Source organism: Pleurocapsa sp. CCALA 161 (assembly GCF_003003995.1).
Classification (GTDB): domain Bacteria; phylum Cyanobacteriota; class Cyanobacteriia; order Cyanobacteriales; family Xenococcaceae; genus Waterburya.
In genome coordinates this window covers 16,262-42,949 of record NZ_PVWF01000037.1, presented here as the reverse complement: position 1 = coordinate 42,949, position 26,688 = coordinate 16,262, and the positions used below count along the sequence as shown (strand labels likewise).

At 40.2% G+C, this 26,688-nt stretch carries 24 protein-coding genes; 15 read left to right on the top strand and 9 right to left on the bottom strand.

What is annotated here, in order from left to right; translation table 11 throughout:
• Positions 1–81 precede the first annotated feature (81 nt).
• Positions 82–657 carry a TerD family protein gene (locus C7B62_RS11095; RefSeq protein ID WP_106235873.1) on the bottom strand — a complete coding sequence of 192 codons (576 nt, stop codon included), beginning with the start codon at positions 655–657 and terminating at the stop codon, positions 82–84.
• A 186-nt stretch (positions 658–843) separates the two neighbouring features.
• The gene (locus C7B62_RS11090; RefSeq protein WP_106235871.1) at positions 844–1,419 is read right to left on the bottom strand and encodes a TerD family protein; all 576 of its coding nucleotides are present in this window, start codon (positions 1,417–1,419) and stop codon (positions 844–846) included.
• A gap of 291 nt (positions 1,420–1,710) precedes the next feature.
• On the opposite strand from C7B62_RS11090, the gene C7B62_RS11085 reads away from it, so the two are divergent.
• Both C7B62_RS11085 and C7B62_RS11080 read left to right on the top strand, forming a co-directional pair.
• Positions 1,711–2,940: an FtsW/RodA/SpoVE family cell cycle protein gene (locus C7B62_RS11085; protein ID WP_233219912.1), complete on the top strand. Its 1,230-nt coding sequence runs from the start codon at positions 1,711–1,713 to the stop codon at positions 2,938–2,940.
• A 135-nt stretch (positions 2,941–3,075) separates the two neighbouring features.
• Positions 3,076–6,135, top strand: coding sequence for a serine/threonine-protein kinase (locus tag C7B62_RS11080; RefSeq protein WP_106235866.1), 3,060 nt, complete (start codon positions 3,076–3,078; stop codon positions 6,133–6,135).
• Between the two features lie 259 nt (positions 6,136–6,394).
• On the opposite strand, the gene C7B62_RS11075 is transcribed toward C7B62_RS11080, so the two are convergent.
• Complete coding sequence (locus tag C7B62_RS11075; protein WP_106235863.1) at positions 6,395–6,670, bottom strand: chromosome segregation protein SMC; 276 nt, start codon at positions 6,668–6,670, stop codon at positions 6,395–6,397.
• Between the two features lie 517 nt (positions 6,671–7,187).
• Between C7B62_RS11075 and C7B62_RS11070 the strand changes: the two genes are divergently transcribed.
• The 6 genes from C7B62_RS11070 (at position 7,188) to C7B62_RS11045 (ending at position 12,109) form a co-directional block, all read left to right on the top strand.
• On the top strand, positions 7,188–8,072 hold the full coding sequence (locus C7B62_RS11070) for a mechanosensitive ion channel family protein (protein WP_106235860.1): 885 nt from the start codon (positions 7,188–7,190) through the stop codon (positions 8,070–8,072).
• Between the two features lie 89 nt (positions 8,073–8,161).
• Complete coding sequence (locus tag C7B62_RS11065) at positions 8,162–9,358, top strand: DNA double-strand break repair nuclease NurA (RefSeq protein ID WP_106235857.1); 1,197 nt, start codon at positions 8,162–8,164, stop codon at positions 9,356–9,358.
• Positions 9,359–9,495: 137 nt separating this feature from the next.
• On the top strand, positions 9,496–10,017 hold the full coding sequence (locus C7B62_RS11060) for a DNA recombination-mediator protein A (protein ID WP_106235854.1): 522 nt from the start codon (positions 9,496–9,498) through the stop codon (positions 10,015–10,017).
• 129 nt (positions 10,018–10,146) lie between these two features.
• Positions 10,147–10,581 (top strand): FHA domain-containing protein, encoded by a 435-nt coding sequence (locus C7B62_RS11055; RefSeq protein ID WP_106235852.1) that lies wholly within the window; start codon positions 10,147–10,149, stop codon positions 10,579–10,581.
• A 70-nt stretch (positions 10,582–10,651) separates the two neighbouring features.
• Positions 10,652–11,593, top strand: a complete 942-nt coding sequence (locus tag C7B62_RS11050; protein ID WP_106235846.1) for a DNA polymerase III subunit delta' — start codon at positions 10,652–10,654, stop codon at positions 11,591–11,593.
• Positions 11,594–11,647: 54 nt separating this feature from the next.
• Complete coding sequence (locus C7B62_RS11045) at positions 11,648–12,109, top strand: ABA4-like family protein (protein ID WP_106235844.1); 462 nt, start codon at positions 11,648–11,650, stop codon at positions 12,107–12,109.
• A 78-nt stretch (positions 12,110–12,187) separates the two neighbouring features.
• On the opposite strand, the gene C7B62_RS11040 is transcribed toward C7B62_RS11045, so the two are convergent.
• Both C7B62_RS11040 and C7B62_RS11035 read right to left on the bottom strand, forming a co-directional pair.
• Positions 12,188–12,880, bottom strand: coding sequence for a hypothetical protein (locus C7B62_RS11040; RefSeq protein ID WP_106235842.1), 693 nt, complete (start codon positions 12,878–12,880; stop codon positions 12,188–12,190).
• Between the two features lie 152 nt (positions 12,881–13,032).
• Complete coding sequence (locus C7B62_RS11035) at positions 13,033–13,992, bottom strand: hypothetical protein (RefSeq protein ID WP_106235840.1); 960 nt, start codon at positions 13,990–13,992, stop codon at positions 13,033–13,035.
• A 506-nt stretch (positions 13,993–14,498) separates the two neighbouring features.
• Here C7B62_RS11035 and leuS point away from each other — a divergent pair.
• Positions 14,499–17,081 carry a leucine--tRNA ligase gene (leuS, locus tag C7B62_RS11030; RefSeq protein WP_106235838.1) on the top strand — a complete coding sequence of 861 codons (2,583 nt, stop codon included), beginning with the start codon at positions 14,499–14,501 and terminating at the stop codon, positions 17,079–17,081.
• 227 nt (positions 17,082–17,308) lie between these two features.
• Here the strand turns inward: leuS and C7B62_RS11025 are convergent, their stop codons facing one another.
• Together C7B62_RS11025 and C7B62_RS11020 are read right to left on the bottom strand one after the other, a co-directional pair.
• Positions 17,309–17,665 (bottom strand): iron-sulfur cluster assembly accessory protein, encoded by a 357-nt coding sequence (locus C7B62_RS11025; protein ID WP_106235836.1) that lies wholly within the window; start codon positions 17,663–17,665, stop codon positions 17,309–17,311.
• 411 nt (positions 17,666–18,076) lie between these two features.
• Complete coding sequence (locus C7B62_RS11020) at positions 18,077–18,412, bottom strand: hypothetical protein (RefSeq protein ID WP_106235833.1); 336 nt, start codon at positions 18,410–18,412, stop codon at positions 18,077–18,079.
• A gap of 565 nt (positions 18,413–18,977) precedes the next feature.
• On the opposite strand from C7B62_RS11020, the gene C7B62_RS11015 reads away from it, so the two are divergent.
• Positions 18,978–19,352, top strand: a complete 375-nt coding sequence (locus C7B62_RS11015) for an alr0857 family protein (protein WP_106235830.1) — start codon at positions 18,978–18,980, stop codon at positions 19,350–19,352.
• A gap of 37 nt (positions 19,353–19,389) precedes the next feature.
• Here the strand turns inward: C7B62_RS11015 and C7B62_RS11010 are convergent, their stop codons facing one another.
• Both C7B62_RS11010 and C7B62_RS11005 read right to left on the bottom strand, forming a co-directional pair.
• Positions 19,390–20,361, bottom strand: a complete 972-nt coding sequence (locus C7B62_RS11010) for a hypothetical protein (protein WP_106235827.1) — start codon at positions 20,359–20,361, stop codon at positions 19,390–19,392.
• Positions 20,362–20,617: 256 nt separating this feature from the next.
• Positions 20,618–21,556 (bottom strand): glycosyltransferase family 9 protein, encoded by a 939-nt coding sequence (locus C7B62_RS11005; RefSeq protein ID WP_106235824.1) that lies wholly within the window; start codon positions 21,554–21,556, stop codon positions 20,618–20,620.
• Positions 21,557–21,650: 94 nt separating this feature from the next.
• On the opposite strand from C7B62_RS11005, the gene ispD reads away from it, so the two are divergent.
• The 5 genes from ispD (at position 21,651) to C7B62_RS10980 (ending at position 26,672) form a co-directional block, all read left to right on the top strand.
• Positions 21,651–22,358, top strand: coding sequence for a 2-C-methyl-D-erythritol 4-phosphate cytidylyltransferase (gene ispD / locus C7B62_RS11000; RefSeq protein WP_106235821.1), 708 nt, complete (start codon positions 21,651–21,653; stop codon positions 22,356–22,358).
• Positions 22,359–22,380: 22 nt separating this feature from the next.
• A complete protein-coding gene (gene deoC / locus C7B62_RS10995) occupies positions 22,381–23,055 on the top strand; it encodes a deoxyribose-phosphate aldolase (RefSeq protein ID WP_106235818.1) in 675 nt (224 codons plus the stop codon).
• A gap of 80 nt (positions 23,056–23,135) precedes the next feature.
• Complete coding sequence (gene recO / locus C7B62_RS10990) at positions 23,136–23,987, top strand: DNA repair protein RecO (protein WP_106235815.1); 852 nt, start codon at positions 23,136–23,138, stop codon at positions 23,985–23,987.
• Between the two features lie 21 nt (positions 23,988–24,008).
• Entirely contained in the window at positions 24,009–25,391 is a 1,383-nt protein-coding gene (locus tag C7B62_RS10985) for an MFS transporter (protein ID WP_106235813.1), read from the top strand.
• A gap of 114 nt (positions 25,392–25,505) precedes the next feature.
• Positions 25,506–26,672, top strand: coding sequence for a glycosyltransferase family 4 protein (locus tag C7B62_RS10980; protein WP_106235811.1), 1,167 nt, complete (start codon positions 25,506–25,508; stop codon positions 26,670–26,672).
• Positions 26,673–26,688: the final 16 nt, after the last annotated feature.

Sequence of the window (26,688 nt, the reverse complement as noted above, 5' to 3'; positions counted from 1 at the left end):
TTGCTCATTGCTCATTGCTCATTGCTCATTGCTCATTGCTCATTGCTCATTGCTCATTGCTCATTGCTCATTGCTCACTGCTCACTGATAACGATCTAGCAATGCCTGTAAACCACCTTGATAGCCTGCACCAACAGCATTAACTCGCCATTCACCATCCTTGCGATAGAGTTCTGCCATAATCAAAGCCGTTTCCACAGAAAAATCTTCTGTCAGATCATAACGTACTACTTCCTGTTTGTTTTGGGCATCAACCACGCGCACAAAAGCATTCTGCACCTGTCCAAAATTTTGTTGACGTTGTTCCGCTTCGTGAATAGTTACCACCATCGCAATCTTATTTACGTCTGGCGGGACTTGCTTGAGATTGACTTTGATTACCTCATCGTCTCCCTCCCCTGCACCCGTGCGATTATCTCCCAAATGCTCGACAGATTTATGAGGATCAGGACTAGCAAGATTGTTATAAAAAATAAAGTGATTGTCTGAGATCAACTTCTCATTGCGATCTAGCAAAAATACAGAAGCATCAATATCAAAATCTTGCCCCGTATCAGTAATATTTGTATCCCAACCCAAGCCTACAAATGCTTCGCTGATTCCTGGTGCTATTTTCTCTAAAGAAATGCGCTGTCCTTTACTTAAATTAACTGCCATGTTTTTGATTACAAATTATTAATTACTGCTCACTTCTTACGAAGTTTGCTTATCCGAAGGTGTACCCATGGGGACAACGGGGGAAACCCCCGCGCCGCGAAGCAAGTCCTTTAGGGCAACGCACGGCGGCTTTTGAGTAAGAATACTCTTTCTCAAAACGCGCCTTAACTTCGCGCTGTTCATTGTTCATTGATATCGTTCTACCAAAGCCTGTAGTCCACCTTGATAACCCGCCCCGACAGCATTCATGCGCCATTCACCATCCTTGCGATAAAGTTCTGCCATAATCAAGGCTGTTTCTACGGAAAAGTCTTCCGTTAAATCGTAGCGAATGATTTCTTGTTCATTTTCGCAGTTGACAATTCTGACAAAAGCATTAGTTACCTGACCAAAATTTTGGTGACGCTTCTCCGCCTCATGAATAGTGACGGTAAGAGCCATTTTTACTACTTCTGGAGGAATAGTTTTAAGGTTGACATCAATGATCTCGTCGTCTCCTTCTCCTGCGCCAGTGCGATTATCACCCCGTTGCTGAATTGATTGTTCAGGGTCTGGACTTTTGGAATTATTGTAGAAAATAAAGTGCTGATCGGAAATCAACTTATCGTTGCTGTCCAAAAGAAAAATTGACGCATCAATATCAAAGTCCCCTCCAGTATCCGTAACGTTAATGTCCCAGCCCAAGCCGATAAAAATCTGTACTAGTCCTGGGGCTACTTTTTCAAGAGAAATTCTTTCCCCTTTGCTCAAATTAATAGTCATTGTTGATCTGTCCTAAATTTTTACTCGGTATTTTGCTCAGTCGGAAACTCAATCTGGGTGTTAACTGCTGATTGTGCTTATTTTAATAAATTTTAGAATAGTCTTCAGTTTCTTGGCTTTTCCTCTTGTCAATATTATCTACTTTCCTGATTTAACTTTTAAGAGACAAATTAATCCATTGGGGCTGATTCAGGAAAAAGAGTAAACTGTTTATCTCTGACTTGGGTTTAATTTAGGGGAATCATCTGCTACCTTGAAAAAGCAAAAATACAAACCTCAAAATTAATCTTAGTGAAAGCTAAAAAAACTAAAGTTGTTAAGCAATATCTTAGTTATTTCGTTCCTTTCGTCGCGCCTCAAGTTAAATCTTGGACATGGGAAGCCCGCTTATTAAACTGGCTAACCTGCGTCTGGTTAATTATTGGCTTAGGGACTTTAATGTCCGCTTCCTATCCTGAAGGAATGGTCAACAATAATGACGGACTGTATATTTTAAAACGCCAGATGATTGGGGTGGCGGTGGGCATTGTTGGATTTAACCTAGTGTCTCGTCTACCGTTGAATAAAACGATTAAGATTGCGCCTTTGATGGTGTTAGTGTTCTTAGTCTTAATTTTTGCCACATTGATTCCTGGCTTGGGCAAGACCACCATGGGAGCAAGTCGCTGGATTGCCATTGGGCCTTTTTCCTTGCAGCCTTCTGAGTTAATTAAACCCTTTTTGGTACTCCAATCAGCATATTTGTTTTCCCGCTGGCATAAATTGACTAATAAAGTACGATTAGTCTGGTTAATCATTTTTGCTTTGGTATTAGCAGGAATTTTGAAGCAGCCTAATTTAAGTACTACAGGACTATGTGGGATGAGTTTGTGGCTGATTGCTCTGGCTGCTGAATTACCCTTGAGTCAGTTACTAACCGTAGCGGGAGGAGGAGTAGGCATAGCCAGCCTCAGTATTGCCTTGAATCCCTATCAATTAGATCGGATCACTTCCTTCCTCGATCCTTGGCAGGACTATCATAACAAGGGATATCAGCTAATCCAAAGCTTACTGGCGATCGCTTCTGGCAGTTTTAGCGGCTCAGGATATGGTCTTTCTCAACAAAAATTATCATTTCTGCCAATTCGCTCGACCGACTTTATTTTTGCCGTTTATGCCGAAGAATTTGGCTTTATCGGTTGTGTACTGCTGCTATTGTTAATTATTGGCTATGGCACTCTAGCTTTAAGAGTCGCAATTAAGTGTAGTCAAGAACTGCCACGATTAGTTGCAGTGGGAGCAATGGTGTTTATTATTGGACAATCATTGATTAATATTGGTGTTGCCACAGGTTCTTTACCGACGACTGGCTTACCTCTACCTTTTTTTAGTTATGGCATTAATTCAATTATTGCTTCATTATTACTGGCAGGGTTACTAGTTCGTGTGGCGAGAGAAAGCAACACCACTAAGATAGTTAACCTCAAGCAAAGTACCGCTGTTCAACCCATTTCTAGTCGCTCAAACCTGACTAGACCATAACTGTACAATCGGATATTTAAGCTGAAACGATCAGCTAAAATATTTTCCAGGTTACGAACTAGTAAAAGTTGCTCCCTCACAATCAAGCTAGTCAAACTACAATAGACCTTCCTAGCCACTAATTCCGAAAAAGCAATGCACCTGCCAGGCACTATTATTGATAATCGATATCAGATTATTCAAAAGTTAGGTCGCTCAGAAAGGGAACAAACCTATCTAGCAAAAGACTTACAGACTATGGTTGATGCAAAGTGCATAGTCGAACAATTGGACTTTGACAGCGAAAATGAAGTAAATTGGCAAATTATTCAAGAATATCTGTTTAAGGAAGTTACGCTCATCAAAAGACTGGGAGATCATCCTCAAATTCCCCAGATCCAAAATTACTTTAGCGAAGGTCAACAATTTTATCTCGTCCGTGAATATATTGACGGTGATAATCTCGAACAAGAAATTGAACGTAAAAAATTTGACGAAGCCGAGACAGTTTACTTGATCCAAGATGGGTTAAGGATTCTCGACTTTATTCATAAGACTAATGTGCTGCATCGTGATATTCAACCAGTTCATTTGCTTAGACGCAAGCAGAATCAGGCTCATATTTTAATTAATTTTGGCGCACTGCGTAAAATTGAAGCCAATGAAATTAACCTACAAGGGGAGCTAATGTTAAGTAGAGGTATTGGTAATCCAGCCTATGCTGCCCCAGAGCAAAAAGCAGGAGAGTTCTACTTTAGCAGTGATATTTATGCCCTGGCTAAAACTGCTGTTTATGCTTTAACAGGGCGATCGCCCCTAGAGTTAGAGCAAGCTAATCTTGACTGGCGATCGCAATGTCAGATCAGCAGTAAATTAGAGGCAATTCTCACTAAAATGATGTCCCCGATAGTAGAGCATCGCTATCTTTCTGCTTTAGAGGTGCTGCAAGATTTGCGGCCATTGCTCAAAATTAAACAGTTAGTAGGTGGTCGCTATCTAATTACAAACTATTTAGGAGGGAATGAAGGGGTTGAGACTTATCTGGCTAATAATCTGCACCGTCAATATCAATCTCCTTGTTTAATCAAACAACTTGAACTACCTCATAGCGATGATGACAACAAGATTCAGCTCGAACATCATTTTGTCGAAGAATTATCTGTTTTAGAAAGACTAGGCTATCATGAGCAAATTCCTCAACTACGGGATCATTTTGAAGAAAACGATGAATTTTACCTAGTTCAAGAATATATTCAGGGCAAAAGTCTCGCCCAGAGAATAGCCCAGCAAAATCTCTCTACTGCTCAAATAGTTCAGATTTTAGATAGTAGTTTATCTGTTCTGCAATTTATTCATCAAAATCGTTTAATTCACCGCAACATTAAGCCGTCTAATTTAATCGTTCGCGAACTAGATCAGCAGGTAATTATCACTGATTTTGGTATTTTGCATGAAATTAAAACCCGCTCAAATTTGGCTAATTTGGTCGATAATCGCAGCGTTGACCGACAAAATTATTGCCCACCAGAACAGGTTGCGGGACGACCGACGATTAGCAGCGATCTTTACGCCTTGGGCATGACTATAATTGAGGCATTGACAGGAACTAAGCCAGCAACCTTTACCAGGGAAAAGAATGGGAAGTTGTTATGGGAGCAAAATCTCAATCTAGACCGCCGTTTAGTTAAAATTATTGATAAATTAGTTCAGCTAGATTTAGGACAGCGATATACCTCAGCCGACAAAGTTCTTAGTGAGCTACGAAAAATTAACAGTTACGATTTAAATCACCACCCACCTAAAACTCAACTTCAAGATGTTAAGACTGTTAATCGGCAGCCAAGATCGAGTTTGCCCCTGCTGGTGGGATTATTAGGTGTTATTTGTTTACTGGGCAGTATTGAATTTACTTTTCCAACTGTTAGACCTATTTATTATTTGTATCAGGGTCAGAAACTATTGCCCCAGAAGCCCCAGGCTGCTGTCGATCGCTTTACTCAAGCGATTAATCTTCAAGTTCAGAGTTGGCGGGCATGGTTAGGGAAGGGAGATGCTTTAGCAGCTATGGAACGCTATCCTGAAGCTTTAGATGCCTACATTGAGGCGACAGAGTTAAATCCCGATCTTGGTTCTAGTTGGCAAAAGCGAGGAGATACTTTATTCCGTCTCGATAATTTTACTGAAGCTATCTCCGCCTATAATCAAGCGTTAAGGTTAGAGCCACAAGAAGCCATAATCTATAATCGCAAGGGACAGGCTTTATTCCAACTTCAGCAATATGAAGCCGCTTTGGTCATGCAAGATGCAGCATTAGAGCGCGATCAGCTCAATCCTCAGTTTTTAAGCGATCGCGCCAAAATATTATTTCAACTGAGAAAATATCCTGAGGCGCTGGACTTATTTAATCAAGTTCAGGCAATTAAACCTGACAGTCTTGAGCTATGGCAAGATAAGTTTTTTGTTTTAAAGGCTTTAAATCGTTTTCAAGAGGCGGAAAAAGTTCGCAAAGAAATAAATAACAACTATATTAAAATCACCCAGCAGCGTCCCGAAGATAGATCAGCTTGGATTGCTCAAGGAGATTTTTTTGCAGCAACTCAAATGTATAGCAAAGCAGTCGCAGCTTATGACCAGGCGATTAAATTAATGCCCGATAGTTATCGAGGCTGGTTAGGCAAAGGCGAAGCTTTAGCACAAAATGGTCAGGGGATAAATGCCTTGGCGGCATTAGACCGCGCGCTCCAAATCCGTCCTCAATCTTATCAAGCTTGGCAGGCTAAAGGCACAATCTACCAACAGCAAAATAATCTCGATCAGGCGATCGCTAACTACGATCAAGCTCTCAAAATTAATGATAATATCCCTTTGTTGTGGCGCGATCGCGGCGTTGTCTTAAATCAGCAAGGACGATATACTCAAGCGATCGAATCTTTAACCAAGGCGAGTGAACTTAGCTCTTACGATGTGCAAATTTGGCGAGAATTGGCGATCGCTTGGTCAGCTTTAGGTAAAGATAATCAAGCCATCTCGGCAATTGATCGCGGACTTAAATTTTATCCCCAAAATTCCGCCTTATGGGGCTTAAAAGGTTCGCTCCAAACCAAAAATGCTCAGTATAATCAAGCCTGTGACACATATCGCAGCGCACGCGCAGCAGGTGGCGCATCGACGATAATTATGGACTATATGAGACAGTTAGGCTGTCGTCTAAATTAATTTACAGCAGTTTTCAACAACGTGGTTTGACCTGACAATGCAAGTTCGCCATCCCCATGTTCAATTGAACAGACCACGTTGATCACTCAATCAAGTGTTGTATTCAACCCAAAAGTGCAGTAGATTAATCGCCTTCCTCGTTCACAGACTGACATAAACACCAGCCTCAAAACAATTTGCAGATTTATTTACTCAAAATTATGAGAGTTTTTATAGTTAATTTTTTTAAAATTAGACGGCTGTAATTAAAATGCAGACTTTAAATAAAATAGTAGTTTAAATTAAGTCTTGCTTTACTAATTTTGGCAGAAAGGCGGTTGACGGTAGCAATTTTCTGCTCAATTTGTGCCGATAGCTGAGAATCTTGGTTGTATTTTTGCTGATGATTTTGCAATTTGGCTAAAGTTTCTTTCACAGCAGCTAATTCTTTCTCAATTTTGATTAGCAAAATAATTAACCGAGCAACCTTAACGGTTTTTTCTTCAGCAACAATCTCTTGTTGAATAGCAGAAATATAGTTATTAATGTCTTCCATGAATTTACTGATATGTTGGTGATTACAATAGAGTTACTATGTTTATTTTTATGACTTAAACTCAGTATATCCGCGAATATGGGAGCAAGCCGTAAAGTTTAAGTAATTATTGCCGTAAAAATGTAAATAATGTGTAAATTTACTTATTTAAACTCTGATAGCTTTAGTGGATAGGCATTGTATGGATAAATTTGCTGCTAAGTTGAGTGCTAATTAATTGCCTATTTATATTTTACAAGGTCGTGAGGCGAGATTTTAATGATTGTGGAGTAAATAATTTTACTTACGGAAATATATCAAGCTACAACATTAGTTGAAAACGAGTAGACAGGGTCAATTGAACAAATTATGCAATTGCCAAGATATAGTTTTGCCCAAACATCTTGTTCAGACGAAAAATATTAATTTTCTCAATTGCGTGTCCATCCAAATAATCCAGATTGCCTTAGTAATTAGCAAAATTTCCACTTTAAGATGCTAAAACATATATCTAACACTGATTATTAACGGTAAAACTATGCCCGAAATCATTAATACAATTGTTCAAGTTTTACTGGAGTTGCTAGGTCAAAGTATTAAAGCACTACCGAGTTTATTATCGGCTTTGGTAGTGTTATTTTTGACTCAATACGCAGTCAAAATTACCTTAAAACTTGCCGATGAAACAGGAAGGCGCGCGATTAAAAGTACTTCCCTACAGCTATTGCTCATCAAAGTATGTCGCATCGGCGTATGGACGGTAGGAATTTTGCTTGCCTGCGTTTTGGCATTTCCTGGATTTGAGCTAGGAGATATTATTGCGACGCTGGGGGTGGGTTCGGTAGCGATTGGGTTTGCCTTCCAAGATATTTTCAAGAATTTCTTAGCAGGAATTATTTTGTTAGTTGAAGAACCATTTCGGATTGGTGATGAGGTCGTAATTGGTGAATATCAGGGAAAAGTCGAACATATTAGTATTCGTACTACCAAGATTCGTACCTATCAAGGAGAACGAGTCTTATTACCCAACTCAGCGGTTTTTGCCGATGCAGTTAAAGTGGTTACTGCTTATGATTATCGGCGAACAGATTTAGCAGTAGGAGTCGATTACAATACCTCCTTACCCGAAGCGAGTCAACTATTATTGCAAACAATTGGTCAGGTTGAAGGGGTTATGCGCGAACCTAGTCCTGAAGTTGACTTGGTCAACTTTGGCGATAGTTCCATTGACTTTGTCGTGCGTTATTGGAGCAGATCCCAGCAAAGACAACTGCGTAGGGTACAAACTAAAGCCATAATGGCGATTAAAACAGCTTTGGATCGAGCAAATATTAGTATCCCTTATCCTATACGTACTCTTTACTATTACGATCAAGAAAAATATCACGATTATTCCCCTGTTGAGGTCGAACAAACTAACTAACCAACCATCTATCTATCTCGGTTAGGGGAGCAACATCCGTCGATTTAAAATTGATAAATCTGCTTTATTTACAATAATTATGCAAAACTATGTTAGACCTAGCCAAAATTGCGGGACAAATTCCTGGAATTAGTCAACATCTGCACAAAGAGGCGATCGCCTCCAGCAAAAGACTGGAGTATGCCCAAAATTTACAGCGACAGGCAGCTAAGTTACAGACAGAATTAATTCAGCAGCAGACAGATTTTCGCGATCGCCTGCTGTTTGCCGCAGCTACTCCCATCGAGCCTTTAGATCGATGTTTTGAGATTCCAACCGCACCCTATAGCCATAGTGTTTTTGCTACCGATGGTTCACAGATTTCTCCTTCTCACCATGAGATTGCCTACTGCTATCTGATTAACATCGGTCAGATTATGCTTCATTATGGACAAAGCCTACATCCATTATTAGATAGCCTTCCCGAAGTTTTTTACAAAACCGAAGACTTATACATCTCTCGACAGTGGGGTATTCGGTTAGAGGAATGGATGGGTTATCGACGCACGGTAGCCGAAGCCGAAATGTTGGCAGAAATGGCCTGTAATTGGGTGCTACCCCCAGGAGAACACCATCATGTACCTAATCTGGCTTTGGTTGATGGTTCGTTAATTTACTGGTTTTTAGATGGCTTGCCTGGGGAAGCAAGAGATAAAATATTACCGCCGATTCTCGCTGCTTGTGAACGCCTCAGAGAAACTCAAATTCCCCTGATGGGTTATGTCAGTGCATCCCGAAGTACTGAAGGACTAAACTTTCTGCGCTTGCATACCTGTGAACATGAACAGCCAAACTGTGTATCTCATTGTGGCGATCTAGTGGAAAAATATCCTTGTCAGAAAATAGATTCTCTACGAGATTCAACCTATTGGGCAAGTCGCCTCCAACCAGGACAGCGTAGCCCTTTATATCGGAGTAATTTACGTATTTTAGATCTTTACGAAGCAGCCCAAAGAGTCTATTTTTGCTATGTCAACGTTGGTGCAGAAGTAGCACGGATTGAAGTTCCTGCCTGGGTAGTAGAAGATCAGGCTCTATTCGATCAGTCTTTGAGTATTATGTTGGCTCAGGTACAGAAAGGTTATGGTTATCCTGTCGCCCTAGCAGAAGCTCATAATCAAGCCGTAGTTCGAGGCAGCGATCGCGCGCGTTTTTTTGGTCTATTAGAACAGCAGCTAATTAAAGCAGGTTTACGCAACGTCGGCACATCCTACAAAGAAGCCCGTAAACGAGGCAGTATTGCCTAATGTTGGAGTTGAGTTGAGGAGTGGGGGTTGAGATCTGGAAAATTTTGAAAATAAAGTTTTCCCACAACCTATCGCTTTGAAGGACAATCATTTGTTACAATTACTGGCGTTAATCTTAAGATCACCATATTTGTTCATTGAGCCAACAACCACTAGACACTGTTACCGCAAATGACATTAGCCTCGATACATTAACCCAAGAATTAGCAGCGATTCAGCAAACTGGTTCTAAGCGATTTGCCTTACTAGGTTCTCGCCATGTGCCTTTAATGCACCAGCAGCTAATTGAAATGATGAGCTACGCTTTGGTTTTGGCAGGAAATCGGTTAGTTACTTCTGGAGCAGTTGGCACTAATTCAGCAGCGATTAAAGGTGCAATGCGTGCGGACTCAAATTTATTAACTGTAATTTTGCCCCAGAGTCTCTCACGTCAGCCTAAAGAATCTAAAAAACAACTGGAGAAAGTCGTTCATCTAATTGAGAATTCTAGCAACGATCATCTGTCTCTGGGGGAAGCCAGTGCAATGTGTAACAGCGAAATTATTTCTCGTTGCCAGCAATTAATTTGCTTTGCGTTTCACGATAGCGATACTCTTTTGAAAACTTGTCGAGAAGCTGAGGAACAAAGAAAAATTGTTACCTTATTTTATTTTGATTAAGTTGTTTTATTGATGGCGTAGCGATCGCTTAATACCTGTAGTTGCTATTTTTTATAGTATCCCATCTATATTCGCTAGTTAGATAGATCATAACTAGTTAGAATAGACTAGGGATTTTAAAATATTTCCATGACTGTAAGACCTGTAAAACACCGTGAAGAGCATATTTTAATTGTTACCGATGGCAAAGGTCATCGCGAAATTCGTCTTCAGGATGATCTTTACTCCATGGGCAGAGGCGCACAATGTCATATTCTGCTGCAATCTCAGTTTGTGTCTCGCCATCATGCCACCCTAGTCAGAAGAAAGGAAGAGGATCATGATTATTATCGAATTATTGATGGTGATTCTGAAGGAAAAAATAGCGTCAACGGTTTATTAATCAATGGAAAAAAAGTTAGATTTCACGATTTAAAACATGGGGATAAGGTTGTATTTGGTCCACAGGTGGAAGCCGTGTATGAATATCGAGAATATGATGTTTTTCCAACTATTCCCCCCGACGATCCTTACGATATTACCCTGATCGATCCTGCCATGATTGATGATGATGATGTGAATTAGCTTCGTATAAACTAGCTAGTTTTCAGCTTTAAGCTTTAGCCCATATTTTAGATTTGGCCTTGGTTAAGACATGAATGCTTTTGCTAATCTGCTAGGTCAATCAAGAGCAGTGCAGTTGCTACAACAGGCGATCGCCAAACAGCGAATAGCCCCCGCCTATCTTTTTTGTGGTTCATCGGGAATTGGACGCACCATCGCTGCCCAAAATTTTACCCAACTGTTATTAACCATTGGTTTGTCTGCCGAAAAACAGCACCTGGCTTGCAGAAAGTTACACACAGGTAATCATCCAGACTTACTATGGGTAGAACCTACTTTTATTAAGGGGGGTGAACTATATACTGCTGCTCAAGCTACTGAACAAGGTTGGCAGAAAACACCGCCCAAGATTCGGATTGAACAGATTCGGCAGATTACCCAGTTTCTCAATCGTCCTGCATTAGAAGCCACAAGACAGGTTGTCATTATTGAAGATGCTCACACTATGGCAGAAGCACCTGCTAATGCTTTATTAAAAACCCTAGAAGAGCCAGTCAAGGCCACGCTAATTTTAATTGCCCCTGATGCCGACTCTTTGTTAACCACCTTGGTATCTCGCTGTCAAAAAATTCAGTTCAATCCTCTCTCCTCAAAGAATTTAAGCACTATACTGCAAAATGACTATCGAGAAATTTTAGAGCATCCTGAACTCATGGCGATCGCCCAGGGAAGTCCAGGACAGGCGATCGCTGCTTGGCAGCAATTAAAGCTAATTCCCGATCAACTGTTACAGCAGTTAAAGCAACCCCCCAAAACTCCTTTAGAGGCTCTCAACCTAGCACAAGCTATTACTACTCAATTAGATAGTTCAGTACAACTGTGGTTGGTGGATTATCTGCAATATTATTACTGGCAACAAAATCAACACCCAGAGTTAATGGAAACTTGGGAGAAAACTCGTCAGTATTTACTGAGTTACGTGCAACCCCGCTTGGTATGGGAGTGTGCGCTGTTAAATTTAATTTCCTTATAATCCGTCCTGTTTGTTAAAATCACTTCAAGATAACTTGTTAATTCCGTATTTGTAATGACAATTAATCAGCTATTCAATCTTGCCAATTTCTTCGTGCTTCCATTCTGGATTTTGATGATTTTCTTGCCTAAATGGGGAATTACGCAAAAAGCCATGGCATCTTTTCTCCCATTTATCGCATTAGCGGGTCTTTATATCTATCTCTTTTCAGGGTCAATTACTCCAGAATCGGCTCAGGCTCTTTCTAATCCTCAGCTAACAGATATCGCTCAATTTTTTGCTACCGAAAGAATTGCAGCTACGGGATGGGTTCATTTTTTAGTTTTAGATCTTTTTGTTGGTCGCTGGATTTACTGGCAGGGGCAAAAAACTGGAGTTTGGACGGTTCATTCTTTAATTCTCTGTCTTTTTGCGGGACCAGTAGGATTGTTATCCCATATCTTTACCGCTGCGATTACAGAGCGATTTTTCTCGACTACTAAAGATACAGAAGCTTCTACTCCCGCAACCCCCTAACATTTAAAAAAACTGAGCTAATTTCTGGAGAATCAACATTCTCATAGATATTGGATCTTGTGTGAACTTTACCTATCTTCAGCCCTTAATTAGTTTCTTAAGTTTTTTGACTAGAGCATTAAGCCAAAAGTCTTGAAACGGGTCGACATATTTAGCACCAGACCATAAAACAAAACAAGGTTGCTGAACCACTTGCAGTAACCCTAAATCATCCTCAGAATCAGTGACTAAGAGTGCTGTTTTGATTGCCGATGGGGATAATACTTTTTGCATCATTAATAGTTTACCCTGTTGGCGATCGCTTGCTCCTTGCCAAAATCGACAGCTAACTAAGCGATCGCATCTCATCGGCATATTTTGAAGTAAAGGAGTAATAATAAAATTGAAGCCCAAACTGGCAACAATAACTGGGGCTTCAGTATTTCGTTTGATCGCTGAAATAATTTCCAGATTGCTATAATCTTTAGCTAATCTTTGTGCTTTCTGCTGCCAAAGTAACAGCGTCCAGGGTAATAAAATCGTAGGAATTGTTACCAAATACCAATCTTTAGTTTGATTCCCTCTGAATATTCCTGGTAGCCAACACCAAGGTCTAATTATCTTTAAGAGCATAATTAACACAAAGCCAATTAAGCGGGGACGTAAACTGTTGATATATTCTGCTGTTGAGTTTCTAAGGAGGAGAGTTTCGTCAAAATCGAGAATTACAGTGGTTTCTTTAGTAGCATTCGCGATCGCTGCGAGCGATTTTTGTGAATCAATTGTGTTCATTATTTCACTTTGATTCTTTTCCATTGTCAAAAATTAGAAAAATTTAGTTTTATAATCATTCCCCCAAGAAACACTACTAATACAATATTCTTATCTAAGAATCAGTATTAGCTTTTATACTCTTGTAATGCCAAAGGCTACAATAATCGGGTTTAATTAGAACCATCTTGAGCTACTAGCTTAACTTGAAGCAGTATTCTTTTGATTTGACCTTGACCCTGAATAACACACCAGGCAATAATAGTCCACGTTTGCCACCTTTGCCATAATTCTAAACTTTGGCTGCCAAAACAGATACTTGTTAGCATAAAGATGAAGATTAAACAGCGCAAAACTTTTTCGGGTATTTCTCTAGGCCAGTCGTTAGAATCGCCTCCAGAGTATCGATATACGAGATACAAAAGGCTACGTGAAAGTATCTGACTGGATAACAAAGTAATGCCGATTAAATTAGTTGCTGTCACCCATAAAAAGCTGTAATAACGAAATGACTGTAATATTATGTACAACCAGATTCTAGTCTGTTTATTGGCATAATTGTACACGAAAAAACAGTATCTCATACAAACTAAAAAGATAATCCAAGATAAGTAAGTTAAAATTATCGGATTAAAAAAATTAATCTTTTGCGCTATTAATATTGCAAAAGGCAGATGAATGACTTGAGTTTTCTCTAGTAAAATTATCCCGATCAAACCAAACACTAACGACCAAAGCCAGGGATAAGCAGTCCTCATCATCGACTTATGGGCATAATAAGTCAGAGCTAGTTTTGGCTTTGATTCATACTTTTCTGCAACATAGTCATTTTCGTAATAGCCCAACTCATATACACACCAGAAGGAAACTAACAAAAATATTATGCTAACGCCATGTAAAACAGAGTTAGTTGCTTGCCAAGAAAAGGCTAATAAAAGTAGGGGAACATCATCCCATAAAATTACTTTAAGCGTATAGTTTTCGCCTCTGCGCTTTACTTTTTCTAAATAGGCAAATGGCAAATAAATAGCATTGCTCAAAAAAATTCTGACTTTGTTTTTTTTAGGAGTTACTGATTCAGCTAATTCTAGATTATTAACTTGCTCGACCTGTTTGATTGGACTCGATGGCATTTGCAATAAGTAAAATACTTTCCAACTACGTTTGTTTTTATTAGCAATGATTCAAGCTATAGAATTAAAAGTCTAATTATTTTTTGCCAACGTTTAAAAGGCTTGAAACTCTTGAAGCACAAGTTGGCCTACAAAAGTAATATTGATTAATATTCAATTAATAAGATTGTATAGTTAACTTGTAAAAAATCAGTATACGTCCATCTAGAAAAAGCGCGATCGCAAACTCCAGGCTTTTAGTCAGTATGGGCTTTGAGAGTATCTGCTATTACTCCTACCGATGTTAATATGCCTCTAATCGAAAACAAATTTAACTTTATTTTGTACTAATTTGTCATAACTACTTTAGAAGAGCCCAATTTTTTGGTAGTTGCTTGAGATGATATTTGGTTCGACTGGCTCATAATTATCTTTATGCTAGGGTAGATAACTTTACTAAACTAATAAATGTAATATTGAAGAGTTATCAAATTTTATCGTAGCAATTTATAGGAGTAACCCCAGTTGTGGAGTCACGATACAACGCAGCAGAAATTGAACAAAAATGGCAACAGCAGTGGCAAGAATTGGCGAGCAATCAAACTCCAGAGCAGAGCGAGCGCCCAAAATTCTATGCTTTGTCTATGTTTCCCTATCCATCGGGCAATTTGCACATGGGTCATGTGCGTAACTATGTGATCACTGATGTCATTGCGCGTCTAAAACGGATGCAGGGTTATCGAGTGCTACATCCTATGGGTTGGGATGCTTTTGGTTTACCTGCCGAAAATGCAGCGATTGATCGCGGAATTCCTCCTGCTCAGTGGACGTGGCAAAACATTGCTCAAATGCGGGAGCAGCTTAAGCAGTTGGGGCTTTCGATTGACTGGGAGAGAGAAATTGCCACCTGTTCTCCTGACTACTATCAATGGACTCAATGGCTGTTTCTCCAATTTCTGGATGCAGGATTGGCTTATCAGAAAGAAGCTGCGGTTAATTGGGATCCGATCGATCAGACTGTGCTGGCTAACGAACAGGTAGACAATGAAGGACGTTCTTGGCGTTCTGGGGCAATTGTAGAACGAAAGTTACTCAAGCAGTGGTTCTTTAAAATTACGGACTACGCAGAGAAGCTATTACAGGATTTAGATCAGCTTGACGGCTGGGCAGAAAGAGTCAAAACCATGCAGGCTAATTGGATTGGTAAGTCTGTTGGGGCTTATTTAGAGTTTCCTCTTGTCGGTAGAGACGACAAGATTGCTGTTTTTACTACCCGTCCCGATACTGTTTATGGGGTAACCTATATTGTGCTTGCCCCCGAACATCCTTTAACTCTTAAAGTAACTACTTCTGAGCAAAAAGCAGCGGTAGAAGCTTTTATTGAAGAGGTTAAAGGAGAGACTGAAATTGAACGGACTGCGGAGGATAAGCCTAAGCGAGGTATCCTGACTGGGGGCAAAGCAATTAATCCTTTTAACGGTGAAGAAGTACCGATCCTAATTGCTGACTATGTTCTCTATGAATACGGTACTGGTGCAGTAATGGGTGTCCCTGCTCATGACGTGAGAGACTTTAAATTTGCCACCGAAAAAGGTTTGCCCATTAAAACCGTAATTGTTCCCGACGAAACAAATCCAGGGGCGTCTCCCGTAAGGGCGTTTCGCGAAACGCCCCTACAAGATGCCTATACGGAGCCAGGAACAATAGTTAATTCAGGACAGTTTGACGGTATGCCTTCGGTTGAAGGAAAAGCCAAGATCATCGAATATGCCGAACAACAGGGTTATGGTCAGGCACGCATTCAATATCGTTTACGGGATTGGTTAATTTCTCGCCAAAGATATTGGGGTTGCCCCATTCCCGTGATTCACTGCGCTGATTGCGGTACTGTACCTGTCCCCGACCACGATCTACCTGTAAAATTGCCCGAATCTGTGGAATTATCAGGGCGCGGTGGCTCGCCTCTGGCTCAGTTAGACAGCTGGATTAACGTAGATTGTCCCGCCTGTGGCAAACCTGCTCAACGGGAAACCGACACGATGGATACTTTTGTTGATTCTTCTTGGTATTTCCTCCGCTACAGCGATGCTAATAACCCTGAAAAAGCTTTTGCTCCTGAGCAGGTCAACGACTGGATGCCTGTGGATCAGTATGTAGGTGGCATCGAACACGCTATTTTACATCTATTATATTCTCGCTTCTTTACTAAAGTGTTGCGCGATCGCGGTTTACTCAATTTTGACGAGCCATTTAAACGTTTGCTAACTCAAGGAATGGTGCAGGGTTTAACTTATAAAAACCCCAAAACTAACAAATATATTCCCTCTACCGAAGTTAATCGTGACAATCCTGTAGATCCCGAAACAGGAGATAGATTAGCAGTTTTCTACGAAAAGATGTCCAAATCCAAATATAACGGTGTCGGTTTAGCAGAAGGGTTGGGTAAATACGGTGTGGATACCGCTAGGATGTTTATCCTCTTTCAAGCTCCTCCTGAAAAGGATTTAGAATGGAATGACGCGGGGGTAGAGGGACAATTCCGCTTTTTAAATCGAGTATGGACTTTGGCGACAGACTACGATCCTGCTGGTATTAATCAATCCCCTGGAGAACTTACTAAAGCCGAAAAAGAATTACGCCGAGCTATTCACACTGCCATTAAGGAAATTACCGAAGACTTAACAGGAGATTACCAATTTAATACTGCTGTCTCGGAGTTAATGAAGTTAAGCAATGCCTTAAAAGATGCTCAGTGTAAAACTTCCCTTGTATATCAAGAAGGAATTGAAACTTTGGTCTTATTGCTTGCTCCTTTTGCGCCTCACATTGCTGAGGAATTATGGAGTAGGTTAGGTAACAGTGAATCAGTCCACCAACAACCGTGGAGGTTAGTAGATCCATCTGCCTTAGTGGTAGACGAGGTAACTTTAGTGGTGCAAATCATGGGCAGAACTCGCGGTACAATTCAAGTCCCTGCTGGCTCTGATAAGTCCACGTTGGAAAAATACGCCACTGAATCGGAAATTGCTCAAAAATATATCGAAGGGAAAGAAGTGAAAAAGGTAATTGTCGTACCGAATAAGTTAGTTAATTTTGTGCTGGGAAAATAGTTTTTTGGCGATTGGCAAAGCCAGCGCAGAGCGCATCTTATTTTCTTGCTTGAGAAAGAAATTAAACATTACAAATATTACCTTTACCCAGCGATTTTTAGAATACTAGAGCAACAAAAAGCAGGTTAATTATGGTTAACCTGCTTTGACAAAATATTAAATTTAGCTAGTTTCACCTTATTGTCTATTATTTGACTAAGTTTAACTGAGCCTTCTAATTAATGTATCTACACGCCGAAAGACTTGCCACAGCCACAAGTTTGAGCGGCATTCGGGTTGGTAAACTCAAAACCACCACCAATCATAGCGTTACTATAGTCTAAAACTAAACCATAAAGATACAACAGGCTTTTAGGATCACATACAATCTGAAACCCATCGTAATCAAACACTTCATCGCTATCGTTGAGGTGATCGGGTTCTTCAAAATCCATCATGTAGGACATGCCAGAGCAACCCCCTTGACGAACCCCTACACGAAGACAAAGTTCCTTTCCCTGTTGTTCTTGCAGCATTTTAATATGCTTAAAAGCATTTGGGGTTAATTGAATTCCTCTTTCTATTGTTTTGATTGCTTCTGTCATCTTTTTAAATAACTCCTATTGAGATCTAACGATCATTTAGTCATGGGACTCCCTCGCAACTGTGGCTTACTCAGGATTCTCCAGAACAATAAACTTCATCACTTCTCTATATTTTAGATTCTTTGTTTAGAACCAGGAAAATAATAATGCTGACTCGATTATATTGTTCAGGTTATAAACCACAAATTCATGCCTAGATCTTGGAGATATAGTCATTTCAAATAGAAACCAAACGAAGAGTAAAAGCTGGTAAATTTGCTGTAAAGCTTTTGACTACATACGGGCATATGCCCTAAATGACACACCTGCGGATATTAATTGGAATCACTATAGTTGTAGGGGGAATTAGTAAGCTAAATGGTAAAAACCTTCGTGGAGATAGCAATTAACTTCCTAGATCCCCGCAAAACATTATTCGGCTACACTACTAACGCTTAGAGGAACTAAATCACCGTAGATTGTAAATCCTAGCAGCATTGATTCGTCTTCTTGAATTAGCTTCCCTGTTAAGGCGCAACTTTCATCTTTGCGAGCCGTTGCTTCTACTGTAGCGCGAATATCAGAGCGAGCAAATTGAGGTCGATAATCGCCAGATTTTTGATGGACATAGTTCCACAAAATATCTCTGATTAAAGCCTGATAGCCTTGATTACCCGAAAGTTCTTTGAGCTTGTCTTTGAGACTACGCTCTAAACGAATACTGGTAACTTCCATTTCAGTTGTTGATGTGCGAGTTAGGGTTCGCATTTTTTTCCTCTAGATACTAGACATACACGGTGCTATAATTGTAGTATTAAAAATGTAGTTTGGAAACCCTTAGCCACAAATTTAATCTTGTTTTAATCACTTTTCTCTTTAATCCATAATGTATCGCGCCTCAACATATGTTTGTTTTTAAACAACAAACGCCAGCGTTGTGTGAGTTTAGGGAAAAGTGCAGTATAAAGTACAGCATATTTATTAATAATAAAACGTAGAAAGGGTAATAACCTAGAATTAGTTAGGGATTACACTCTAAAAATTGAGCGTAAATCACGCCTAGAAATGGATAGCGGGGCAAAACAGTTCAAAATAGCCATACTAAATTGAGAGCTTATTTTAATAAAATTTAACATATCTCGCAGCCTCAAAAAGATTCTCCAGGGTTTTTTAAAATTAATTTTTTCCAAGTAAACAATTGTCAAGTGATTTGTGTCAATGTCAAAAACTAGAAAATAGTCAACAGTTAGTTATGGATTATTTCAATCCAATAAATATATCCCCAACCTGAATCTACAGGGACAACCTTACCTTAGAGGAGTAAAGCATTATCATGCTAAAAATTACTTATTTAGAAGATGGAATCAATTTAGAGTATTTAGAAGAAGCTGTTGAAGTTTGGAAAGCAAATCGCATTCTAGTTAATTTGCGCGCTGGAGTATGCATCTATTTTGAATCCAGCATCGCCAATATAGTACTATCAATTAGTTCTGAAACCAATAATTTAGTCAAGTTAGTGGAAAATCAGCCGATTGAATTAATTCCCTGTGATGATAATTATCTAGAAGTTAGCTTAATCGGTACTTGGCTAGCTCAAACAAAAAATAGCGAAGAAGGAGTATTTGTTTGTGAGTTAAATCCTGAAATCGAATATTCTCTATATAAGCTTTGGCAGGCTTCTCAGGTAGGAACTTCTGTAATCAACTAATGACAATTAGTTTGCTTTTCATACTTTGCTTTTTATACTAAGTACTAATAGTTTTAATTTTATTTGAGCAGAAAAAACTGATGAGTTCGGAAAGACTGGCGCTTGATTGATTTGGGACTAGAGTTTTAACCTGATTAATACTATCTTGATTTAAGTAAATAAAAACTTGGTTGCGTAGAATCTGACGCATTTGGGGCATAAATCCTGCAATTTCCTGCTCAAATCTGGCTTGTCTTTCATGAGCTAAGTCAACTATAAAGCGAGCCATGGTTAATAACTTGGCTTTAGTTACGTCCGGCGCAAGAGAGTTGGGGCGATCGCAATTTAAGACCAACTCCAGAAGATAGGGATTGTCTTCGAGAAAAACTAATATTCCATCCTGAATATATGCCTCTACTCCGTCCATGCCTAAAGCACCTAAATCGGCCAAAGCAATAATGCTGCCGACGAGGGAGATCTTGGTTTGAGGATCGTAAAGATAGGGTTGGTAGATTGAATAGGAAAAAAAAGTGGTTTTGGTCTTGCTTCCTTGGGGATCTTGGATACAGATCGTGGCAATGATAGCATCGCGAATAATTTGCTGTTCGCGATCGCTAAATAAAAAAGTTGGAGCTGATTTTTCTGTTGATAAAGCCTGATTTAGCTCTTGAATATACCTTAACAGTTTGTTGGCTGTTTCTGTTTCGCTCAAGCCAGAAAGCCTCTTACGAGAAAGATTTGATGAAGTCGGCTCAAATACTTGCACCATGTCGTGAGCCAATCCACAAATATCAATCAGACTTTCTAATCGTGTTAGCTCCTGTAGTGAGTGATTTTGGGACAAGGCTGGTTTAATTGCTTGAAAAATTGAGTTAGCACGCCTTTTAACTGCTAAAGCATGGTTGAGATTGTGATAATAAAGTTGTTTATCTTTGGTTTCTCGAACAATTTCAGTCTGAAGATACTTTTCTACTAATTGAACCATCTCTTTAAAAGAGGTAGGTTTTTTTTCCCAATATTTTTGTGTCATAAACTATGGCTACATAACGTGAGTTCGATGGGTTGCAAAATTGAATGGTTTAGATTGAGAAAAGGGAAAAGCTTTACTTCTCGTTCTCACTGGCGTTGCCTAGCCGCAGATGATTTAGAGTCAGCAACGATTAATTATGCTCCAAGTCCCCAAGTCAATACCATCCTATGATGAGGCAACGCCGATTAATTTGCTCGTTTTGTCGTCTTAATTGGGCAGATCAAAATTGTCGATCGAACTCACGTCGATCATACTTTTATTGTTGCCATAGTTGTGTAATCACTGTCTCAGGCTGTATTTCTTGCAAATCCTCGGTTTTAGAAGAAATGGCATGACAGTTTTCTTGGTTAATAGGTATAGTTTTGTCTTGACTGCCAACTAACGCAAAAGTATAAGTATCAGTGGCTATAGCTAGCTGCATTGCCATTCCACTAGTACATAGTACTAGGTTAGCTCCAGCAATAATTGCTGCGGTTTTACCCACATCAGGAGGGGCGATCTCCTTGAGATTGCCATTAGCCGAAACCATGGTCGTCACCCAGGCTTGATTGCGATCGCTTTGTAAGATGACAATCGATAATCCTGTTTGACGCTGCTCCATATCTTGAACAATTGTTTGCCAGTTGGCAATGGGGTAAGAACTTATTTCAGTTGTTGATGGTTGATCCCAAAGAACAATATACCCACTATCCATCCTCCGTCGCTGCTGTTCCGATTCTGCCCACTGAATATCTTCCGTCGGTACATTGATCGTAATGGGGGGGCAAGAAGCCCGAATACCCAGTCCTGTGAGCAAATCATGATACATTTGCGCCGTATACTGCTCTGCTTTACGGTTCACAGTAGTGGATAGGTATATTGCTGAATCATCTTGGTAGCCAATTCTAGTGGGGATGCCATTGAGCCAGAGTAAGAGCTTAATTCGCCAGGAGGTTTTGAGACTAATGAGGACATCATACTCGCGATCGCGCACCGTCCCCAAAAGATTGAGATAATCGGCGAAACTGTTGCGGTCTTGAAAATCAAACACTAGAACGTCATCAACATTTTTGCAAACTCGATAAGCTTTTTTAGAGCTAGGTTCGACTAAAACATCAATTGACGCTTGAGGATACTGTTGCTTAATTGTTTCCAGGGTAGGAAAAAAGAGAATTTGATTGCCAATATCGCCAGGCACGAGGGCTAGTACACGCATTCTATAAAGAAAATATAGTCCTTAGTTTTATCTGAGGACAATTTTAGTAGATGATAGAGCTAAAGCGGATTATTTTTAGGAAAACATCATTAAAATGCACTTATTGATTCCCGCAGCAGGTATGGGTCGTCGCATGGGCAGCGAGTTCGCTACGCGAGGGCTACGCCAACGCAATAAGCTCTTCTTGGAACTGTTGGGAAAGCCTGTACTAGCTTGGAGTTTATTGGCTGCGCAAGCCGCTTCAACTATCAAATGGATTGGTATTATGGGTCAGTCTGAAGACTTGATCGAGTTCCAAAATATTTTGCAGCAATTAAATTTAACTAATCCAGTTGAGTTAATTGTGGGAGGGGAAACTCGTCAGGAGTCAGTTTACAATGGTTTACAGGCTTTACCAGCAGATGCCAAGCGCGTTTTAATTCACGACGGCGCGAGGTGTTTGGTCACTCCTAAACTGTTCGATCTTTGTAGCGAAACATTACACACTTGTCCAGGATTGATTGCTGCTGTGCCAGTGAAAGATACGATTAAAGTGGTAGATCAAGACGGCATTATTTCCGCTACCCCCGATCGCCATAACTTGTGGGCTGCTCAGACTCCCCAAGGATTTGAAGTAGAGTTACTAAAACGTTGTCATGCTCAAGGCAAAGAATTAGGTTGGCAAGTCACAGATGATGCTGCTTTATTTGAAAACTGCGACCTGCCTGTAAAAATTGTGCGGGGAGAAGAAACCAATCTTAAAGTTACTACTCCTGTAGATTTGGCGATCGCTGAATTTATTTTACGGCAAAGAGCAAATTAATTTAGTTGAACTTACCGAAAAAATGTCTGTAACTGATTTAGAGATCGATCTGGCTACCTATATTGACCACACCCTACTAAAGCCGAGTGCTATTGCTGAAGAAGTTAAGCAGATTTGTCAGCAAGCATGGCAATATAATTTTCCTGCCGTTTGTATTTATCCTGCTGCGGTAAAACAGGCGCGGGAGTTATTGCATGATAAGCAGCCTCATGTTTGTACTGTGATTGGGTTTCCTACGGGTGCAGTTACTTCCGCAGTGAAGCTATACGAGGCGCAGGAAGCAATGGAAAATGGGGCGACTGAGCTAGATGTCGTAATTAATTTGGGTTGGGCTAAATCTGGAGAATCAGGCAAGATCTATCGTGAGATAGCGCAAATCTGTGATGAAACAGGTCAAACTGTTAAAGCAATCTTAGAAACTACAGTTTTAACCAACGAAGAAAAAAGACTGGCAGCAGAAGTATGTCTTGATGCGGGGGTAGCTTATCTCAAAACTAGTACAGGCTGGTTTGGTGGGGCAACGATAGAAGATGTTGAACTACTCAAAGAAATTACCAAAGGACAAGTCGGCATCAAAGCTTCAGGAGGAATTCGTACTTATGAACAGGCGATCGCTCTAATTCATGCAGGCGCAACCCGTCTTGGCACTTCTCGCGGAGTAGATTTGCTTCGGCAACAGAATGAATTGGGTAAGTGAAGTCAAAAGTTAATCAAACCATTTTTGCCAATCGAAAATTTAGCAGCAAAAACTAAAAACCAATCGATTTTTCCTCAATAATGAACCAAAAGTATAAAGCTATAGGAATTGTTTTAAAAGGTTCATCCTTTAAGGAAAATGACCGCCTTGTCACGGTGTTAACTCCTGAGTATGGATTGATTAGGGCAATTGCGCCAGGAGCAAAAAAGTATAAATCCCAGTTACGAGGCAGAACTGAACTGTTTGTAATTAATGAGTTTTTGATCATTCAAGGGCGATCGCTGGATAAAATTATTCAGGCAAATACTGTTTATACTTATCCTGGTTTAAGCCGAGACATTGGCAAGTTAGCAACTGCTCAATATTTGGCGGAATTGTCCCTTGCCTTAGCGGTAGCGGAGCAACCCCAGCCAGAGCTATATGAACTGCTTAATGAGCATCTGCGACGAATTGAAGGGTGTGAATTAGGGGAGTCGGTATATCCTTATTTGGCTCAGGCAGTATTTCATCTAGTTGCGATCGCTGGCTTAACTCCTCAGCTTTTAAAATGCTGTGTAACTCAAGAAATTATTCATCCCAATCTCGATTCTGTTGCCTGGCAGGTGGGATTTAGTTTTGAAGGGGGGGGGATTATCAGTTTGAATGCGTTGCAGCAACAACATGACCATGAACTAGATGCAGTGGAAACTTATAATATTCGCTTACCTCAAATCGATTATCGCCTCAACGGGCTGGAATTATCTTTGTTACAACAGTTAATTAATCAGGAACTACCTGCAACAGAATTATTCACGCATCAAGTAACCAGCAATTTTGATTTAGAGATAACTTGGAGCAAAATCGAAAAGGTTTTGCGAGAATATATCCAATATCATATTGGTAAGACGATTCGTTCAGCTAAGCTAATAGATAATCTCTATATTGAATTTTAAAATCCAGCCAAACTATATAAAATGCGCCTGTCGGAATCAGAAACTTCCTCAACTTCAGATAGCAAAACAGAAATAGCAACATCAGACCATCAAGGATTTGCTCCTGTCTTAAAGAACCAACAATTTTTAATACTTTGGAGCGGTCAAATATTTTCTCAGCTAGCTGATAAAGTTTACTTGGTGATGATGATTGCCATAGTCGCTAATCAATTTCAGTTACCTAATCAGCCGATTAGTAAATGGGTATCGCCTATCATGATTGCTTTTACGATTCCGGCGGTGTTGTTTGGGTCTTTAGCAGGAGTATATGTAGATCGCTGGCGCAAAAAACCTGTATTAGTTATTTCTAACTTGCTCCGAGGAATTTTGGTATTGACATTGCCACCTTTGTTATTGATATTTCAAGGACAGATTTTGTCTACTACTATTCCCTGGGGATTTGGCGTAATACTAGGGGTTACTTTTGCAGTTTCTACCTTTACGCAGTTTTTTGCTCCCGCAGAGCAAGCGGTAATTCCCTTAATAGTCAAAGACAAAAATCTTTTGGCAGCTAATTCTCTTTATACCACCACCATGATGGCGCTGCTAATTGTTGGGTTTGCTATTGGTGAACCATTGTTAAATATTGCCGATAGTTTAGCTGCCCAAGTTGGGTTGCCCTCAAATATCGGCAAAGAAATCTTAGTTGGATGTGCTTATGTAATCGCTGGGGTAATATTACTCATCCTCAAAACAGGAGAGATAGAGCAATCTCCACAAGAAACGCCTCATGTTTTAGCTGATATTAAAGACGGAATTAAATACCTGGGAGAAAATAACCGTGTACGCAATGCCTTGATTCAATTAGTAATTTTGTTCTCAATTTTTGCCGCTTTGGCAGTGCTGGCAGTGAGCATAGCAGATCACATTCCTCAGATTGCAGCCGAACAATTTGGTATTTTGCTGGCAGCAGCAGGCATCGGTCTGGGAACAAGTGCAGCTATTTTAGGGAGCAAAGGAGAAAGTATCAGGCGCGCTCGCTTAAGTTTAATTGGTTCAATTGGAATGGCTGCTGCTTTAATCGGCTTATCTTTTTCGACCCATAATCTCTGGTTAGCTTTGACGATGACAGCATTAATCGGCGCATTTGCAGCTTTAGTCGGCGTACCGATGCAAACTACAATCCAGTCACGAACTCCTGAAGCGATGCGAGGAAAGGTATTTGGTCTACAGAATAATGCCGTAAATATAGCTCTTTCCTTACCCTTAGTGCTGGCTGCCGAAGCAGAAAGTCACTTGGGCTTGTCTGGAGTGATTTGGGTTTTAGCAGCGATCGCTGTTTTCGGAGGGGTTTTAACTTGGTATATGATGCAGACTGCTGATGCTCTAGATCGCGATCAGTCTCAACCAGAGACAAAAGTTTAGAATTTAACAACGGATTTTCTGGAGAAAAAGCCAGAGTTTACCCTAATCTGGTAAATTAACTAAAGCTAATAAATAGCTTTACTGTCGTAGTTGCCTAGGAGAAAGAGCATTTGAATGCATATTGCTTGGCTGGGAAAAAAAACGCCTTTTTGTGGCAATGTAACCTATGGTCGAGAAATAACTAATACCCTGTTAGACCGAGATTATCAGGTGAGTTTTCTGCATTTTTCTCAACCACAGACCAATTACGAACATCATCCCACTCAGGAATCACCAGATTGGCCATATTGCCACGAGGTTTCCCTACCGTTTATCTACAAATCTCAGGTTTATACAATTCCCACCTTTAAATCGAGTAAGGTATTGTTGCGATCGCTTCAACGGTTAAAACCAGATTTAGTTCACGCCTCGTTAACTTTATCTCCCCTAGATTTTCGTCTGCCAGATATTTGTGAAGAGTTAAATATACCCCTGGTTGCCACCTTTCATCCCCCCTTCGACAGCAAGATCCGCAATCTTAAGTCTAGTACTCAATACCTCACTTATCAGCTATATGCGCCGTTTTTGGCTCGTTATGACCGAGTAATTGTCTTTAGTGAGATTCAACGAGACTTGTTGATTAAACTGGGAGTTCCCAGCGATCGCGTGATAATTATTCCCAATGGTGTGGATCAGCAGAAATATTCCCCAGGTTATTCTAGCGTCAAATATCAGCTAGGAGCGAAAAGACTATTTGTTTATCAGGGACGGATTGCCGCCGAAAAAAATATTGAGGCTTTATTGAAAGCTTGGAAATTAGCAGATCTGGGGGATAGCTGTCAGCTACTAATGGTGGGGGATGGCCCGTTGAGAAGCTCGCTACAGCTTAGTTATGGTAAGGAACATAATGTTATCTGGCTTGGCTATATTTCTGATGAGCAACAGCGCATCAATATTTTGCGGGCTGCTGATGTGTTTATTTTGCCTTCTTTAGTAGAGGGTTTATCTATTTCTTTATTAGAAGCAATGTCTTGTGGTGTCGCTTGTCTGGCCACCGATGCGGGGGCAGATGGGGAAGTATTAGATCAGGGTGCGGGAGTGGTCTTAGATACTCAAGACGTGACTTCACAGTTAAAAACTCTGCTCCCCCTATTTCGGGATCATCCTGAAATGACTAATTTATTGGGTAATAAAGCTCGTCAAAGAGTTTTGGAAAGGTATACGCTCCAGCAAAATATCACTAAGTTAGAACGGCTATATTCAGAAATTGCCAATCGACAATTAATCATTAATAATCAATAATCGCTACTGATGTTTC